The organism is Bacillus sp. 7884-1 (assembly GCF_002272245.1).
Lineage (GTDB): Bacteria > Bacillota > Bacilli > Bacillales > Cytobacillaceae > Neobacillus.
Genome location: NZ_NPDD01000232.1, coordinates 1 through 18005, shown reverse-complemented (window position 1 = coordinate 18005; position 18005 = coordinate 1). Strand labels below are relative to the sequence as shown.

The window sequence follows — 18005 nt, the reverse complement described above, 5'->3', positions numbered from 1 at the left end:
TTCTAAAATCATCAGTATCCTTTAACACAGCCATTATCGAAAGTAAATTTCTTTTCTAACAGTGTTGTTTCCCTCATCCTTTTTTCATTTATACTAAATCCAATTCCCAGTGTATCTGGTACATCGACATATCCATTTTCAACCCTTACCTCAGGTGTAATGATATCTTCCTCCCAGAATCGATTGGAAGCAGAAATATCACCGGGGATCGTAAATCCTGGAAGTGAAGCAAGAGCAATATTATGCGCGCGAGATATTCCAAATTCAATCATTCCCCCGCACCATACTTCTATTTCCTTATCAAAGCAATAATCATGAATCCTTTTTGCTTCATAAAGGCCGCCCACTCTTCCTGCTTTAATATTTATTACCCTACAGCTTCCAAGGTCAATCGCATTTTTAGCATCTTCAAAGCTCAAAATACTCTCATCTAAACAGACTGGGGTCTTTAACTCTTTTTGTAGCAATGAATGTTGAATGATATCGTCGCTTGCGAGTGGCTGTTCAATCATTAGGAGATTAAAGTCATCCATAGCCTTTAATCTCTCAATGTCTTTCAATGTATAAGCAGAATTAGCATCAGCCATTATAGGAAGTTCTGGATAATGGCGACGGATTCCAGCTAACAAAGAATAATCCTGTTGAGGATTAATTTTAACTTTAATTCGCTGATATCCTTCTTCTAGGTATTTTTCAATTTCCTTAAGAGAACTGCTTAGAGAATCGGCTGCAACCACCACACCAGAAGCAACTTTTTTCCTAGTGCCGCCAATACTTGAAGAAAGGGCCTCAACATTCCTTTTTGCATACAAATCCCAAATAGCCAATTCTAGTCCAGCCTTAGCCATATTGTTTCTTCTAATGGACTTAAATAAAATAGCAGCCTCTTCAGGATGTTTTATTGGGTTCTTCCTAAGCAAAGGAATTAAAATATCGGCTAACATATGTAAACTGGTTTTAACAGTTTCTTCTGTATACCATGGTGTTGAAAAAGCCACTCCCTCCCCATAGCCTGACACTCCATCAGAATCGATTACCTCTATGATTATTCCTTCACGTTCTGTTAAAGTACCTAAGTGTGTGTGAAAAGGTGATTTCAATGGCATACTAATCACGTTAAGTTTAATTTGTGCAATATTCATTCACTTTTCCCACCCTTCTATACCAATTCACACAGCTTCCTGCGCAGGAGCTTTTTAGCAGCGTTCCTTGGAAGTTTTTCAGTAAAGTGGAACGTTTTCGGTACCTTGTATTTCGCTAAGTTTTCTAAACAAAATTGTCTGAGTTCTTCCTTAGTAACATTGGCCCCTTCTTTTCTTACAATAAATGCAGCTGGAACCTGTCCCCATATTTCATCATCGAAGCCTGTGACTCCTGCATCAGCTACATCAGGATGGGCTAATAATACAGATTCAATTTCCGCAGGATATATGTTTTCACCACCTGATATAATGAGATCAGAGCGTCTATCAAGCACATATAAAAAACCTTCTTCATCCAAATAACCAATATCTCCTGTATGAAACCAACCTCCTTTAAATTTTTCCTTTATTACCTCTGGACGATATAAATAACCCATAGTGACATTTGGACCTTTAACAATAATTTCACCAGCTTGTTTTGCCGAAGCTATTTTTCCATCCTCCAAAATTATCTTAAGCTGGGAAGGAAATAATGGCTTACCCGCTGAACCAAGTTTTGTAATGCTGTACTCAGGAGACAGTGTAACGAACTGTGAAGCTGTCTCCGTCATTCCATAGGATTGAAAAACCGGAATTTCTTTTGCCTTACATGCCTCTAACAACGGTAAAGGTGCAGGACCGCCTCCTAAAAGCGCACAGCGGAAATGATTTGGCAGCCGGGCATCCTTAAGTGTTTCAACCATCCTAAAAAGCATGGTTCCTACTACTGACATTATGGTGACTCGTTTCGTTGTAATATCCTCTATTACTTTGATAGCGTCAAATGTTTCATGTAGAATGACAGGCATCCCATAGATAACACTTTTCATTAAAATGGAAAAACCGCTTATATGAAAAAGTGGAACACTGCAAAGCCAGCGGTCAGATTCAGTATATCCTAAATTTAATGCTGATCCGACAGCACTCCACCAATGGTTTCCATATGTTTGAATGACACCCTTCGGATTCCCTGTTGTACCCGATGTATACATGACCGTACAGATATCCCCCAAGTTTATTTCATCCTGTATTTCAGGAATGTTTGGAGTAGCTGCAAACAATTCATCTTTTGTAAAAACTGGTACTTTTACCTCTTCTTTTATTACATCAAAATCATTTTCGAGAATTAACGAGGCTGCCTTAGAGTCATGTAACTGCCACACTAACTCTTTTGTCGTTAGTCGATTGTTTAAAATAACTGCCTTAATACCTATTAGCTGAAGTGCAAATAAAATCACGACGGTATCAAGATGATTTTTTAGTAATACACCTATATATTGATCCTTTTTCAATCCTAAAGCTTGGAGCTTCCCAGCTGTTTGATATGAGCTCTCATATAATTCTTTAAACGTTATTATTCTTTTATTAAAATAAACAGCAGCCCTATCCGGAGTAAGGAACGCCCTATTTTTCAAAAAGTTAGACATTGCTTCGTTATTCAATATTTTTCACCTTCTTCTTCTTTCTAACGCAAGCGGCCTAGTGGCTTACGCTTTTCGATATAAAAACAGCCTGATGGAATCCATCAAGCTGCGTTCAAAAATTTTAAAATCAAGGAAAACGAGGGAATTGACCAAAATCTGGCTTACGCTTTTCTTTGAATGAGTCACGGCCTTCTTTGGCTTCTTCCGTAGTATAGTAAAGCAATGTTGCATCTCCAGCGAATTGCTGAAGACCTGCTAATCCATCCGTATCTGCATTCATTGCTGCCTTTATGAAACGAAGGGCAGTTGGGCTTTTCTCAAGGATTTCATTACACCACTGAATGGTTTCTTCTTCGACTCTTTCAAGTGGAACAACCGTATTTACTAAGCCCATATCAAGAGCTTCCTGTGCATTATATTGACGGCATAGGAACCAAATTTCACGAGCCTTTTTATGACCAATAATCCTAGCAAGATAGCCTGAACCATAACCAGCGTCAAAGCTTCCTACATTAGGACCTGTTTGTCCAAATACAGCATTGTCAGCTGCAATTGTTAAATCACAGACAATGTGTAAAACGTGACCGCCGCCAATCGCATATCCCTTAACCATTGCGATAACTGGTTTTGGAATGACACGAATTAAGCGTTGCAAGTCAAGCACATTTAAACGTGGAATTTGATCCTCTCCAACATATCCTCCATGTCCACGCACACTTTGATCACCGCCTGAACAAAATGCCTTTTCTCCAGCTCCTGTTAAGACGATAACTCCTACACTAGAATCATCACGCGCAATGGCAAACGCATCAATTAACTCCATAACGGTTCTTGGTGTAAATGCATTATGTACGTGTGGGCGATTAATTGTGATTTTCGCAATTCCGTTATATGTTTCGTATAGAATTTCTTCATATTTACGTCCTGCTACCCATTCTACTGTCAAAACAATCTCCTCCTTAGTTTAATGACAAAAAGTCACTTACTATTGTATCAAACTTTTCTTTTTGTTCCACATGAATTGCATGGCCACTATCCTTAATTACAATCCATGAAGCTTTTTTCATATCCTTCTGCATTCTCTCAGCAATCTTGCAAAATTTTTCATCCATACTTCCTGTTAGCAGCAGCACTTCGCATTTCACCAAGTTCAACTTTTCCCACCAGGATGGCTGAGAACCTGTCCCCATACCTATTAAGCTATTTGCAAGACCCTTAGGATTATTGGTTAACCTTTGTTCCCTAATACTTTCTTGTATTGGCTCGGGAAGATTTTTCATTGTTAAAAAAAGCGGAATTCCTCCCCAATAGTTAACAAAGGCTAAAATTCCTTGATTATTAATAAAGTTTGCTAGTTCCCCATCTTTCATACAGCGCTGTATTCTTTCTTCTTCCGTCTTCAGTCCTGGAGACGCACTTTCCAAAATAAGCTTTCGAACTCTCTCCGGATATAGAATTGCAAAAGTCAGAGCAAGTCTTCCCCCCATTGAATACCCGAGCAAATCCGTTTGTTCAATTTCAAGCTCATCAAGAAGCTTAAGCAAGTCTTTAGCTGCTGATTCGATATTATAGCGATTTACATCTAAGGGTGATTCTGTTTCGCCGTGACCTATAATGTCTGGGATGATTAATTTTGAGTGCTTACCCCAAGTCGGACAAAAAGGTGTCCATGTGGATGAATCTCCAGTAAAGCCATGTAATAATAATAACGGAAATCCTTCCCCGCACAATTCGACATGAACATTTAGATCGTTTATATTAACCTGCATTAATGTATACCTTTGACAAAATTTGATATTTCCTGGGAAACAATCCGCCAAAAGTCGCGGTGTTGTGTTAAATTGCTGTCTCTATTTGTTACCACTTCATATACATTTAATCCCTTAACATCGGATGATTGCTTCATTAGTTCACGGAAATGGTCCCAGTCTTTTACTTTCGTATAGTTTCCATTGAACATCCGAACTGCATGCTCAAATTCTAAGTTTAATGGAGTACCAAATAAAAGTTCGAAATTCTTTGGATGCTGCGATTGTGGTAGGAAGGAGAAAATACCCCCACCATTATTGTTAACAACAATAATTCTTATATCTATTCCATATAGCTTCGCTGCAATCATCCCATTTAAATCATGGAAAAAAGTTAGATCTCCTAAAACCAGATATAATGGTTGTGAATATAATGCTGCTCCTAGGGCGGTTGATACCGTTCCATCAATTCCATTAGCGCCTCTATTGGCCATTACATTTATTGATTTATGATTATTGAGAAAGAAACTATCTAAGTCTCTTATAGGCATGCTGTTCCCAACGAACAAAGTAGCTTCCTCAGGGAGCATTTCTGCTATTTGATAGAACAATCGGCCCTCGCTTAACATTTGGCTATCCTTAATTAAAGCCATGTTTGCTTTTGTAAGATCATTAATTTCTTGCCATTTTTCTAAGAATTCTGTTGACTCTTTTGTTTCCGTTAAGCCTGATAACTGCTCGCAGAAAATGGTTTCATTACAGAAAATCATTTCCGTTGATAATGTTGCCGGATCCCTCCAGCCTCCTGCCCCGTCAATGACAAATTGTTCTGCTTGATGATTTTCTTTTAAGAATATGGTTAATGCCTTTGAAACAGGCATTGCCCCAAAGCGGAGAATGACATCTGGCTTCAAATATTCCTTGGCGTCTTCATTCCGTAAAAAAGTATCATAAGCCTCCACAATATTCTCTAGTGAATGTAGTCCACTCCTGAGCTGTGACAAGGGATCTGCTAAAACTGGAAATTTCAAAGCTGCTGATAACTCTGTGACAGCCTGAGCAAACCGGTTGTCAGTAATGTTTCCGCAAACAATAATTCCTTTTTTATAACCCTTCAGCTTTTGAGAAATCTCCCTAAATTCATCCTGACGAATTGTCAATTCCCCATTCCGAACCTGTACATAACCCATAGGGCGTTCTTTTAATTCGAAGATTTCCTCATCTAATTTTGGTATGAGCGGTTCCCTGAACGGAAAATTCAGATGGACTGGTCCAGCCGGTGCCTGACTTGCAATGGCAGCTGCACGTGCACCAACAGTTCGAGCATAACGAATCAATTCATTACTATTCTCAGGCAAAGCCATATCTGCAAACCATTTTACATGCTGCCCATATAAATGAATTTGATTAATCGCTTGTGGAGCACCAACTTCTCTAAGCTCATGTGGACGGTCAGCTGTTAGAACCAATAAAGGTACGCGTGAATACCGAGCTTCAATAATTGCCGGAAAATAATTCGCTGCAGCTGTACCAGAAGTACATAAAATGGCCACTGGCTTGTTTGTAGCTTTTGCGATTCCCAATGCAAAAAAAGCTGCTGAACGTTCATCTACATGGATATGGATATTTAATTCTGGGTGTTCTGCCATCACCATTGCCATAGGGGTTGACCTAGACCCTGGGCTAACAACAACATCTTTTATTCCTGTTTGTACTAACTCAACAACAAAGGCAGCTAGATAAGCTGTTAATGATTCCTGATGATTCATATTAATTTCCTCCAAGGGCGCGAAGCATCGGTCTGAATTTTAAGCTTGTTTCCAAATATTCACTTTCAGAATCAGAATTCGCAACGACACCACATCCTGCAAATAATGAAGCTTCCTTATCTTGAATGAGACCGGAGCGGATAGAAACCGAGAACTCACCGTTTCCTCGATAATCACACCACCCAAGTGGAGCAGCATAAAACCCGCGATCCAATTCTTCAACTTCTCTAATTTTTTCTATAGCTTCTTCTTTAGGAAGTCCTCCAAGGGCAGGAGTTGGATGAAGTCTTTCAACTAATAAAAGCAATGATGCGTCTTTCTGACATTTACCAATGACAGGTGTATAGAGGTGTTGAATATCCCTTATTTTCATTAATTGCGGTTTATCTGGAAGAATTATTTCCTCACATGATTCTTCTAAGGCTTCCTTAATCATTTCAACCACATATCCATGCTCAATAAGGTTTTTCTTATCATTAAGTAATGTTTGCCCTAACATCCGGTCTTCTTCATCGGTTTTACCTCGTTTAATCGATCCTGCAAGACAGGTAGAGAATACATCGTTTCCTTGTTTTTTCACTAACCTTTCAGGTGTAGCACCAATGAAACAGTCTCCATTAGATTCAAAAACAAAGATAAAGCTATCCCGCTGTTGATTATACAAATTCTTAAGAATTACTTCTGCTTTCAAGCGTTGATCAAAAAATAATCTTAATTCTCGAGCAAGAACCACCTTTTTCAATGAGCATGTTTTTAAATCCTCTACTACATCATCCACACTCTGTTTCCATTCCTGCGGAAAAATTTCTTTCGTTTCAAGGAGTTTAGCAGGCTTTATTTCAATTTCTTTATGAGAGTTAAGTAATTGGACTCTCTCATTTATTACTTTTTCAAAAAGTGTATAATCATCATTTTGGGTACAAACAATATTTGTCGTTAAAAAAGTTCGCCCTTCAACAATTGTTAACATAAATTTTGGGATATGGAATAAAGAATCTGCAAATTTAGACCAAAGTGTTGTTTTTGGCTTATGCGGATCAAATGAGAATCCCCCAAACATTACGGGACCTAAGCCATTTTCTTTGTATGGATTAAAAATAAGACTGTCCTTTAAAAATCCCTTCCATTCCTCTTCAACATGAAAAAAGCGGTCAGTAGCCTGATCCGACTGAATTTGTTTTGATATGCCAAGGCCAATAAGCACCATTTCTGCCGATGGGTCTTTCCAATAGAATCGTTCTCCTAGATAGCGCTCTTTACCACTATAAAAAAAGGATATAGGTTCAATACTGTCCATTTTATGAACTTCACTAATAAGAATGGGCCGGCCTAGTTTCTGAGCAGTTCTTACTGCCAAAAGACCCCTTTCCTTTAATTCCGTCTCCTGAATGGTAACCAAAAAAATCCCTCCAACACAGTCAAATGACTGTTATCCATTCATTTTAATGCCAATTTAAAGATACTACTTTCATTGTAAAGAAGTCAGTAATACTTGTCACTATCTATCCTCTTTGACTTCCTAAATTATACCTTAAAAATACCGATCAGGGTTGTTTTTGATTTTCACTCGTTTATTTCATTTTCCCTCCATTCTCTCATTAATAATCTGACAGGAATAATCTACTAATTCCGCTAATAAAAAATAATTGACTATAGTCGTCAAATTCGCATAAACTTAGGGTTGGAAAGTTTCAAGCTCATATAGCAATTTATTTTATATATAGATAATTTTTTAAAAAAGGGAGAGAAGAAAATGCAGCCAAATATACAGCACACTTCAAAGCCTGCTGTTGAATCGAATCGCGGTTTTCAAGTTTGGTGGCAAATGACCCGTCCCCATACGTTAACTGCAGCATTTGTTCCAGTTTTGCTAGGTACAGCACTTGCACTTGCACATGGGGAAATACATTTTGGTCTTTTCTTTGCCATGTTAATCGCGAGTTTATTAATACAGGCAGCTACTAATATGTTCAATGAGTATTATGATTATAAACGCGGCCTCGATAATGAGCACTCAATTGGAATTGGCGGTACCATTGTCCGTGATGGAATTAAGCCGAAAACAGTCATGCAGCTCGCTCTAAGTCTTTATGGGATTGCTCTATTGATTGGGGTATATATTTGTATGAGTACTAGCTGGTGGTTAGCTGTTCTAGGGCTTGTTTGTATGGCCGTTGGTTATTTATATACAGGAGGACCTTTTCCCATTGCTTACACTCCATTTGGAGAGATTTTTGCAGGGTTCTTTATGGGTATGTTAATCATTTTAATTTCATTCTTTATCCAAACGGGAACTGTAACATCTACTAGCGTCCTCATTTCAGTTCCGATTTTAGTTCTTGTTGGCGCCATTAATTTCTCTAATAATATTAGGGATTTAGAGGGCGATAAGGAAAATGGTCGAAGAACATTAGCTATTCTTATTGGTAAAAAGAAGGCAGTTACTTTAATGGGTTACATGTTCATTTTTTCATTTCTTTGGGTAATAGGTCTAATCATCTCAAATATTGCTCCAATTTGGACTATAATCGTGCTACTTAGTATTCCAAAAGCAAAGAACGCAATTAAAGGGTTTAAAGACGGGATATCACCCATTCAAATGGCACCTGCCATGAAAGCGACAGCACAAACCAATACGATTTTTGGATTTTTACTTGCAATTGGGATTTTTATCGGTTACTTTGTTTCATAAAAAAATAACAAATTATGATTTAATTGAATAGTTATAGTAATAGCATTTCTTTGTAATGAGGAATGCTTTTTTCTTTGATTTGGGGAATTTCCAATTTTACATTAATCCGTTCTTTGATTATTTTTTGAACAACCTCTCTAGGACATGCATAGAATGTATTAACTTAATTGAAAAGGGTAAATAATTTGGGATTAAGAAATAATTGCTGTGATTGTGAAGATTTATTCGCAGGTGTTGCAGTCGGGGATGACGTTCAGGTTCAATCAGCAGGTAAATACAACACAGAACGGGGACTTTTTAAGAATTGATGGAAATGTAGTTGTTTTATCAACTAATAATGGTAACAACGAAGTAAGAATTTGCTGTTCAAACCTATTCTCTGTCACTATTGCAGCTCCGGGGGTTTAATTCTGCTTTTCCTAGTGAATTCTTTCTTAAGGATTACTGGAATATAAAGACTACATCCTACTAACAGTGAAGTAGTTTTTAGGCAAGTACATTTTAATCAAGAAAACCACCATTCATTTCGATTGGTGGTTTTCTCCTATTTCTAATTTTATCGGTTATAGAGGTTTTATTCCCCAAATATCTTCCGCATACTCTTGGATTGTCCGATCACTGGAAAAATAACCTGCTTGGGCGATATTAATCAGACACTTCTTTTGCCAGATTTTCTGATTCCTAAAGGTCTCACCAATTCTCTTTTGTGTGTCCGCATAGGAAGCAAAATCCTTCAATACAAAGTACTGATCATTTTCTTCCAGCAAAGAATCAAAAATTGGTTCAAATTCGTTATAGACACCAGGGAAAAATCCATTTACTAGCTGATCAACAGCCTGACGGATGCGACTGTCATGATGATAATATTCAATCGATTGATAGCCGCCATGCTGGTAATAATGAAGAACCTCATCAGCAGAAAGTCCAAATGTAAAGATATTCTCATTCCCAACCAATTCATGAATTTCAATATTGGCTCCATCCATTGTTCCTACTGTCAGTGCTCCATTAATCATAAATTTCATGTTACCAGTACCAGATGCCTCTTTACTTGCGGTGGAAATTTGTTCACTTAAATCAGCTGCAGGAAAGACTTTTTCCGCAAGCGAAACTCGGTAGTTTTCGAGGAAAACGACTTTCATTTTATCGCCAATTTCGGGATCATTGTTAACCTTCTCAGCTACCGTATTAATAAGTTTAATAATTTTCTTTGCATAATAATAACCGGGAGATGCCTTTGCTCCAAAAATGAATACCCTTGGCACCATTGAAAAACTAGAATCCTCTTTTATTCGATTATAAAGATACATAATATGTAATACCTTTAGGAGCTGTCTCTTATAGGCATGCAGGCGCTTTACCTGGACATCAAAGATAGCAGAGGAATCCACAACAATGCCGTTATGGCTTTGGATAACGTCAGCAAGCCGCTTTTTGTTATCTCTCTTAATTTCTAGAAGCTTATCCATGAAGGACGTATCATTCTGAAATTTAAGTAATTGAATTAAATCACCAGGTGAATTTGTCCATGAAGAACCAATGGATTCGGTAATTAAGGCTGATAAGTCAGGATTTCCTTTTAATAACCAGCGACGGTGGGCGATACCATTCGTTTTATTATTGAACTTTTCCGGAAACAGCTGATAAAATTGATTCATTTCACGTGTTTTTAGAATTTCTGTATGCAGCTTGGCAACTCCATTGACACTGAAACTTCCCACAATCGCTAAATGAGCCATTTTTACATAGCCATCAGCAATGATCGCCAGCTTCGCAATCCTATCCCAATCCCCTGTATATTGGTCCCATAACTCTCCACAAAATCGTTCATTTATTTCTTCAACAATCATATAAATTCGTGGTAACAGCGGCTGAAAAATCCGAATTGGCCATTTTTCCAATGCTTCCGATAAGGTCGTATGATTGGTATAGGAAATCGTATGCTTTGTAATATACCAAGCTAGGTCCCAATCAAAACCTTCTTCATCAATTAGTATTCTCATTAGTTCAGGAATGGCTAAAACAGGATGGGTATCATTAATATGAATACAAACGTGTTGGTGAAGTTCTTTTAAATTTCCGTGTTGTTTCCGATACGTTTTGATGATGGATTGAATGCTTGCTGACACTAAAAAATATTGCTGCTTTAGCCTTAGTATCTTCCCTTCATCATGTGTATCATCCGGATAGAGGAATTCTGAGACAGACTCTGTTTCACGTTTATACTTTAAAATATCCTCATGGAAAGGGAATTGAGATGGTTCGGCATTCCATAATCTCAATGTGTTAACCGTTTCAGAGTTAAAACCAATTACCGGCATATCATGTGGAACAGCCGTTACCGTTTCGGCATTCAAATGCTGAAATTTTAATCGGCCATTCTCTGTTCTTCCTTCGACCTTCCCCCAAAAAGGGATTTTAACAGCTAAATCTGCTTTTCGAACTTCCCAGACATTTCCACTCCTAAGCCACTGCTCTGGGAGTTCTACTTGATAGCCATCCACTATTTTCTGTTCAAAAAGTCCATGCTTATAGCGAATACCATGACCATGTCCAGGGAGATTCAGTGAAGCAAGGGAATCAAGAAAACAAGCGGCTAATCTTCCTAAGCCACCGTTTCCTAAGCCTGCATCACTCTCTAATTCCTCCAAGTCACCTAAATCGATACCTAGTTCCTGAAGACCAACTTGTACGGTTTCTTCGATTCCCAAATTGATTAGATTTTGCCGCAGGAGCTTTCCTAACAAATATTCTATCGATAGATAATAAACTTGTTTTTCTTTTGCTGCCAGGTATCGTTCATTCGTTTTTATCCAATCGTGACTGACATATTCCCGTATCATAATCCCAAGAGTTTGGTAATGGTCTCGCTCTGAGCTTTCTGAAAAGCTCTTACCGCAAACCATATTCACCCTCTTTAGAAAATGGTTCTTAAACTCTGTTGGATTAGAAAACATGGGTTTCACTCCTTGAGGTCAGCTCTGCATATAGCTGATTATACTTAAATGCAGACTGGGCCCAGCTGTTATCCTTTTCCATCGCCTTTTGAACAATTGTTTCCCAAGCGGGGTCATGATAAAAGCGTAATGCCCTTCTAATAGTGTAAAGCATGTCATGGGCATTGAAATTCCTGAAAGAAAACCCATTTCCCTCATTAGTAGTCTCATTCCAAGATTGTACCGTATCATTTAGGCCGCCTGTTTCACGTACAATTGGCACCGCGCCGTATTTCATCGCAATAAGTTGACCAAGACCGCATGGCTCAAATAGGGATGGCATTAAGAAAAGGTCAGCCGCAGCATATAGCTTGTGAGCCAGTCCTTCACTAAAACCGATGTGCACCTTTAATTTATTTGGATAGGAGTTTGCTGCATGACGCAAATACTCTTCATAGCCATAGTCTCCAGTACCCAGAACAACCATTTGAATATCTTCATGAAGAATGTCCCTTAAAACACATTTAACGAGGTCTAATCCTTTTTGTTTTGTCAGCCTAGTAATCATCACCATTAATGGTGTGCTTGGGCTCTGTGGCAGCCCAAAGTGTTTTTGGACTTCACTTTTATTAATCGCTTTATTCTCAAGATTATTTGCTGTAAAAGTTTTATAAAGTAGTTGGTCATGTGCTGGATTATAGAATTTATCATCAATGCCATTTAGAATTCCAACTAAATCTTCTTCTCTCGTTTTCAATAAGCCATCCAGTTTTTCTCCATATTCCGGAGTTTGAATTTCCTGTTTATAGGTTGGGCTTACCGTTGTTATTTCGTCTGCTGCAACAAGAGCACCCTTCATATAATTTATACAGCCAAAAAACTCTAAATTTTCAGGATGGAAAGCTCCCCAATCTAAGCCAAGCAAGTCTCCCAGCGTTTCTCTTGGGAAAATCCCCTGAAATTGTAGATTGTGAATCGTGAAAACAGTACGAATCAAACCATAGTCTTTCCGTTTGTAATATTCCATTCTTAATAAAAATGGAATCATAGCCGTATGCCAGTCATGACAATGCAGGACATCTGGATAAAAGTCTAGATGTGCCAAAGCTTCCAATACAGCCCGGTTAAAATAGGCGAACCTTTCGCCATCATCATAATATCCATAGAACCCTTCACGTTTGAAATAATATTCATTATCGACAAAGTAATAGGTTACTCCCTGATAGATAAGCTCTTCAATCCCACAATATTGATTTCTCCAGCCAACAGAAACCGTGAACTCTTTAATTTTTTTCATTTCCGCTTTAAAGTCATCGGAAATAGTGCCATACTTCGGCAGAATTACCCTTACGTCCGTACCTAGACTTTTCAGTTCTTTAGGCAGGGAGCCTGCAACGTCTGCAAGCCCCCCTGATTTTGCAAATGGACCACATTCTGAAACTGCAAATAATACTTTCACGTATTCATCAACGCTCCTTGCTTTGTCCCTTTACGCACAACAAAAGGATCTCTGGCGGTACCTGTTAAGATTGTACCCTCCTCAACCTTTACGTCTTTGTCTAAAATAACAGAATCGAGATAACAGTTATCTTCAATCACGCATTTTTGCATGATAATGCAATTTTTAATAACTGCACCTTTTCCGATTTTTACGCCCCTGGAAATAATACTATTTTCAACTGTACCATTGATTAAGCAGCCATTCGCAATCATCGCGTTTTGAACAGTTGACCCCTTTAAATAACGGGTTGGCGGCTCATCCTTGACCTTTGTCAGGATTGGCTGTTCTTTAATAAATAACTGATTCCAAACATCAGAATTCAATAAATTTAAACTAGTAGAATAATAGTTTTGAATTGAGTTTATCATGACCGCATAGCCGGAATATTCATAGCGGCAAATGGAATGTTGATGGTCAGGATCTAGAACCACATCTTTCATACATGTATATCCTGTATCATTTCTCGTTTCAATTAATTTAATAAGTAGAGATGTTTTCACTAAATACATTTCCATTGGTGTTCCATTCTCATGGTGGATTTCAGTAATGTCGCACCCGGAATGAATATGCCAATCTAACAATGGTTTAAAGTCCATATTTAAAACTGTATAACAATTCGTAATAATAGAATACTCTTGAGTGCTACGATAAAAGAAATCTAAATTTGCTGCAAAGTTCTCAAATGAACCAATTTTATTAATATCTGAATCAACAACAGGAGTTGGAAAAAAGAAAAGGCCATCACGCTTGCGATTCAAATCCCAATTCTTTCCTGAGCCAAGGTGATCCATTAGTGAACGGTACATCATTTTCGGAAAGATGGCTACACTCCTGATTCCAGAGTTAACCATATTTGAAAGAACAAAATCAATAATACGATAACGTCCTGCAAAAGGCAGGGCTGCAAGTGAACGATGTGTTAAAAGGTCCTCTAGATCATCATGGTACGTTGTTGCGTCAATAACACCTAATAGCTTTCTTTTCAATACATGTCCCTCCCGTTTATTATAAAGCAGGATGTAACCCACTTAACATTTCTTCTGTAACAAGAATAATTTCATCATCAAATGAACGAATGACAGTTCCATCTGGAATGACAGCGTCACTTGGAACAATTGCTTTTTCAATCTTAACGTTTTCACCAATTACCGCGTCAGGCATGATGACAGATTCCTTTATGATGGATCCTTTACCGACGCTAACCCCTTGGAATAAAACAGAATTATCTATTTCACCTTCAATGGTACAGCCCTCATTAATGAGAGATTCCTTCACAATGGCCTCAGGAGAGATATACTGAGGAGGTTGATTAGGGTTTACTGAATATATTCTCCAATCATGATCAAACAGGTCTAAATCACATTCGTCATTTAATAGATCCATATTTGCTTCCCAAAGACTCTTAACTGTACCTACATCCTTCCAATATCCCTTGAAAGGATAGGCATAAAGCTTCTTATTTTCTTCTAACAACGAAGGAATGATGTCTTTACCAAAATCATGTGAAGATTTTGTATTTCTAGCGTCCATTTCTAAATATTCTTTTAGGACATTCCAACTGAAAATATAGATGCCCATGGAAGCTAAATTATTTTTAGGCTCTGCTGGTTTTTCCTCAAACTCTGTTATTCTTAAATCCTTGTTTGTATTCATAATCCCAAATCGGCTTGCTTCCGCCCAAGGAACTTCTATTAAAGAGATTGTTACATCTGCTCTTTTCTCAATATGATATTCAAGCATACTCTCATAATTCATTTTGTAAATGTGGTCGCCTGAGAGAATGAGTACATATTCAGGCTGGTATTGCTTTAAATAATTTAGGTTTTGATAAATAGCACTCGCGGTTCCGGTATACCACTTGACCTCAGAAGTCTCAGCATATGGGGGTAAAACGGTTACCCCTCCATCTTTTCGGTCTAGATCCCAAGCACTGCCAATACCTATATACGAATTTAATAGCAATGGTTGATACTGTGTTAAGACACCCACTGTATCAATCCCTGAATTAGCACAATTGCTTAATGGAAAATCAATGATTCTGTACTTTCCTCCAAAAGGAACAGCAGGCTTTGCCAAATCCTTCGTAAGTGAGTTAAGTCTGCTTCCTTTCCCTCCTGCCAATAGCATTGCCACGCACTTTTTCTTTCCCATTACCTTTTCTCTCCTTTCGTTTTTTCACCGGTCGTATGATCTGAATGCCAAAGGGCGGAATCGTCACATTAACGGAATATGGTTTACCATGAAATGGCTCTTCTTCAGCAATAAATGTTTTCTTATTCACAAGTCCAGCGCCGCCAAAGTCTTGATGGTCACTATTTAAAATTTCCCTAAACTCACTTTGATACGGTACGCCTATTTTATATTCCGGATAGTGAACGCCTGTAAAATTGCATATAATGATTAAATAATCATTTTCCGTCTCACCTTTCCTAATAAAAGAAAAGACCGATTGGCTTTCGTTATTACAGTCAATCCATTCAAATCCATCGTGCTTATGGTCAAGCTCATAAAGAGCTTTGGAGCGTTTGTAAATTTTAGTTAACTGCTTAACATAGTGATTTACATTTTGATGCATTTCATAATCCAATAAATTCCAATCTAATTGTTCTTTATCTTTCCATTCTGAAAACTGACCAAGCTCAAAGCCCATAAACAATAATTTCTTCCCAGGATGTGCAAACATGTACCCTAGTAGCAAGCGGAGCTGCGCAAACTTCTCCCAATAATCTCCGGGCATTTTATCTAATAATGACTTTTTGCCATGGACCACTTCATCATGTGAAAATGGGAGCATAAAGTTTTCTGAAAAGGCATAAAGAAGCGAAAAAGTCACTTTTGTATGAGCACTTGCACGTGCAAAAGGTGGAGTTTCCATGTATTTTAGCATGTCATTCATCCAGCCCATATTCCATTTATAATCGAAGCCTAATCCACCATAATGGACAGGCGAGGTAACATTAGGAAAGTCTGTTGAATCTTCTCCAATCATGACAAAGGTTGGATCATATTCATGTACTTCAACATTTAGCTTTTTTAGAAACTCGATTCCAAATGGATTTTCTTGGTTGTCGGCTGAATTTGGCCAATAAATGATATTAGCAACAGCGTCCATCCTAAATCCATCAATATGAAAATAATCTATCCAAAAAAAGGCGTTTGAGATGAGGAAGCTTTGAACCTCACCTTTTCCGAGGTCAAAGTTTGCTGTGCCCCAAACTTTGTTTTCCCTGTCACTCTCAGTTTCGTAGGAATAAATATGTGAGCCATCAAAACGATATAACCCATGTGAATCCTTACAAAAGTGACCAGGCACCCAATCAAGAATAACGCCAATGCCATTCTGATGACATTGATCTACAAAGTACATGAAGTCCTTTGGTGTGCCATAGCGAGAGGTTGTGGAAAAGTATCCAGTTCCTTGATATCCCCAAGAACCGTCATAGGGGTGTTCAATAAGAGGTAATAATTCAACATGAGTAAATCCATGTTCAAGCACATAAGGAATGAGTTCTGCTGCCATTTCCCTATATGTTAAAAAATCGCCATTTTCATGTTTCTTCCAAGATCCAAAATGAACTTCATAAATTACCTGCGGCTCAGACAAGGTGTTCCTTTTTTGTTTCCGATACATCCAATGGTTATCCTGCCAATCATAACTTTTCAGAGAATAAACGATTGAAGCAGTATTTGGCCTTAGTTCGGAATAGAAGGCATATGGATCTGCTTTTAAAATTTTTTCATTTTTCGTTGTTGTTATTTCATATTTATAGAGGCAACCACTCAGGTCTTGATCAATGACTATAATCCATACACCTTCATTGTTTACCCTATGTAAATCGTAACCTTCCCCATTCCAGCTATTGAAATTGCCCACTAGCCTGACTTCTTTAGCATTTGGAGCCCATACACAAAATCTTGTATAGACTTTGTCTGATTCTTTAAATACGTGTGCTCCAAAAAGCTGATGACTTTGAAAAAGGTTTCCCTCATGAAATAAATGCAACTGATAGTCTGTTGGATATAAAGTATTCACTGCCATTAATAACCTCATCCTTGTGAAAATGTATTTCAAGGGTTAATTATAAGTGCAAATTACAAATAATCCTTATAAAACTTTTTTATCTTTTCTGACAATAAGTTTTATAGATTGTCATTTGTCGTGTTTATTCTACATTTTACGACACCATTCTACAAAGAATCCTTCAGTTAACGACAAAAATATATAAAGTTTTTTTGAGATTTTGGGTAAAAAATATTATTTAAAATAAGATAAATTCCACAGTGTAAAATTACAGTAAACCCAGTGATTGTAAGCGTTACCAAAGTTTTTCAGAGTAATGCTGGAAAGGATAAAATTATATTAAAATAGGATTTTTCTTTAAAAATCGCACTCTCAAGTCTTGGACTAGCTATCGCGGTTTTAGAGGATTGGAATGTTTGTTTTTCTTGTATAACAACAAATATTTGGGATAATGATTAGATGGATAATTCTAGGGGATAGTTAGGATTATAGGGGTTTCTTACTATTAAAGCAGCATGTCATTTTTTTTAGGCTGGAATGGCTCAGATAGATTAGCCTCTCAATTACCATAGGTATTATATAATTACCCATTTACTATTTGCTACAACGATTCGGGCACTATACCTTTCAGTTGCGAGTACTTAATTCCAAATAATAGATTGAGGATCTTCTATTTAACACATAAAAATAGGAACAAAAAAACTGATGATAAAATATCATCAGCCTTTCTGTA

The 18005-nt window shown here is 37.6% G+C and carries 13 protein-coding genes; 2 read left to right on the top strand and 11 right to left on the bottom strand.

Annotation, left to right across the window (positions count from 1 at the left end; genetic code table 11):
- Window positions 1–11: 11 nt before the first annotated feature.
- From menC to CHI06_RS25255, 6 genes are all read right to left on the bottom strand, one after another.
- Window positions 12–1142 (bottom strand): o-succinylbenzoate synthase, encoded by a 1131-nt coding sequence (gene menC, locus CHI06_RS25280; protein ID WP_095251390.1) that lies wholly within the window; start codon window positions 1140–1142, stop codon window positions 12–14.
- Between the two features lie 17 nt (window positions 1143–1159).
- Window positions 1160–2623, bottom strand: coding sequence for an o-succinylbenzoate--CoA ligase (locus CHI06_RS25275; protein ID WP_095251389.1), 1464 nt, complete (start codon window positions 2621–2623; stop codon window positions 1160–1162).
- 109 nt (window positions 2624–2732) lie between these two features.
- On the bottom strand, window positions 2733–3551 hold the full coding sequence (gene menB, locus CHI06_RS25270; RefSeq protein WP_095251387.1) for a 1,4-dihydroxy-2-naphthoyl-CoA synthase: 819 nt from the start codon (window positions 3549–3551) through the stop codon (window positions 2733–2735).
- A 13-nt stretch (window positions 3552–3564) separates the two neighbouring features.
- A complete protein-coding gene (gene menH / locus CHI06_RS25265) occupies window positions 3565–4374 on the bottom strand; it encodes a 2-succinyl-6-hydroxy-2,4-cyclohexadiene-1-carboxylate synthase (RefSeq protein WP_095251386.1) in 810 nt (269 codons plus the stop codon).
- On the bottom strand, window positions 4374–6122 hold the full coding sequence (gene menD, locus CHI06_RS25260; RefSeq protein WP_095251385.1) for a 2-succinyl-5-enolpyruvyl-6-hydroxy-3-cyclohexene-1-carboxylic-acid synthase: 1749 nt from the start codon (window positions 6120–6122) through the stop codon (window positions 4374–4376). Before menD ends, menH begins: the two co-directional genes overlap by 1 nt.
- A 1-nt stretch (window position 6123) precedes the next feature.
- The gene (locus CHI06_RS25255) at window positions 6124–7521 is read right to left on the bottom strand and encodes an isochorismate synthase (protein ID WP_095251384.1); all 1398 of its coding nucleotides are present in this window, start codon (window positions 7519–7521) and stop codon (window positions 6124–6126) included.
- 354 nt (window positions 7522–7875) lie between these two features.
- On the opposite strand from CHI06_RS25255, the gene CHI06_RS25250 reads away from it, so the two are divergent.
- Together CHI06_RS25250 and CHI06_RS30805 are read left to right on the top strand one after the other, a co-directional pair.
- Complete coding sequence (locus CHI06_RS25250; RefSeq protein ID WP_095251382.1) at window positions 7876–8814, top strand: 1,4-dihydroxy-2-naphthoate polyprenyltransferase; 939 nt, start codon at window positions 7876–7878, stop codon at window positions 8812–8814.
- A gap of 185 nt (window positions 8815–8999) precedes the next feature.
- Complete coding sequence (locus CHI06_RS30805; RefSeq protein ID WP_257009452.1) at window positions 9000–9122, top strand: hypothetical protein; 123 nt, start codon at window positions 9000–9002, stop codon at window positions 9120–9122.
- A gap of 255 nt (window positions 9123–9377) precedes the next feature.
- Here CHI06_RS30805 and CHI06_RS25245 read toward each other — a convergent pair whose 3' ends face one another.
- From CHI06_RS25245 to glgB, 5 genes are read right to left on the bottom strand one after another with little or no spacing between them, the layout of a single operon-like run.
- On the bottom strand, window positions 9378–11771 hold the full coding sequence (locus CHI06_RS25245) for a glycogen/starch/alpha-glucan phosphorylase (RefSeq protein ID WP_095251380.1): 2394 nt from the start codon (window positions 11769–11771) through the stop codon (window positions 9378–9380).
- A complete protein-coding gene (gene glgA, locus CHI06_RS25240; RefSeq protein WP_095251378.1) occupies window positions 11761–13209 on the bottom strand; it encodes a glycogen synthase GlgA in 1449 nt (482 codons plus the stop codon). The genes CHI06_RS25245 and glgA overlap by 11 nt, the downstream gene beginning before the upstream one ends.
- Entirely contained in the window at window positions 13206–14237 is a 1032-nt protein-coding gene (locus tag CHI06_RS25235; protein ID WP_095251376.1) for a sugar phosphate nucleotidyltransferase, read from the bottom strand. The genes glgA and CHI06_RS25235 overlap by 4 nt, the downstream gene beginning before the upstream one ends.
- 19 nt (window positions 14238–14256) lie before the next feature.
- A complete protein-coding gene (locus CHI06_RS25230) occupies window positions 14257–15402 on the bottom strand; it encodes a glucose-1-phosphate adenylyltransferase (RefSeq protein WP_095251375.1) in 1146 nt (381 codons plus the stop codon).
- Window positions 15344–17290: a 1,4-alpha-glucan branching protein GlgB gene (gene glgB, locus CHI06_RS25225; protein ID WP_095251373.1), complete on the bottom strand. Its 1947-nt coding sequence runs from the start codon at window positions 17288–17290 to the stop codon at window positions 15344–15346. The genes CHI06_RS25230 and glgB overlap by 59 nt, the downstream gene beginning before the upstream one ends.
- Window positions 17291–18005 lie beyond the last annotated feature (715 nt).

Bases quoted from the DNA above. Each gene is read 5' to 3' on its own strand.
- CHI06_RS25250 (WP_095251382.1), top strand. From the start codon at position 7,876: ATGCAGCCAAATATACAGCACACTTCAAAGCCTGCTGTTGAATCGAAT.
- menH (WP_095251386.1), bottom strand. From the start codon at position 4,374: ATGCAGGTTAATATAAACGATCTAAATGTTCATGTCGAATTGTGCGGG.
- menD (WP_095251385.1), bottom strand. From the start codon at position 6,122: ATGAATCATCAGGAATCATTAACAGCTTATCTAGCTGCCTTTGTTGTT.
- CHI06_RS25230 (WP_095251375.1), bottom strand. From the start codon at position 15,402: ATGGGAAAGAAAAAGTGCGTGGCAATGCTATTGGCAGGAGGGAAAGGA.
- menC (WP_095251390.1), bottom strand. From the start codon at position 1,142: ATGAATATTGCACAAATTAAACTTAACGTGATTAGTATGCCATTGAAA.
- glgB (WP_095251373.1), bottom strand. From the start codon at position 17,290: ATGGCAGTGAATACTTTATATCCAACAGACTATCAGTTGCATTTATTT.
- CHI06_RS25245 (WP_095251380.1), bottom strand. From the start codon at position 11,771: ATGTTTTCTAATCCAACAGAGTTTAAGAACCATTTTCTAAAGAGGGTG.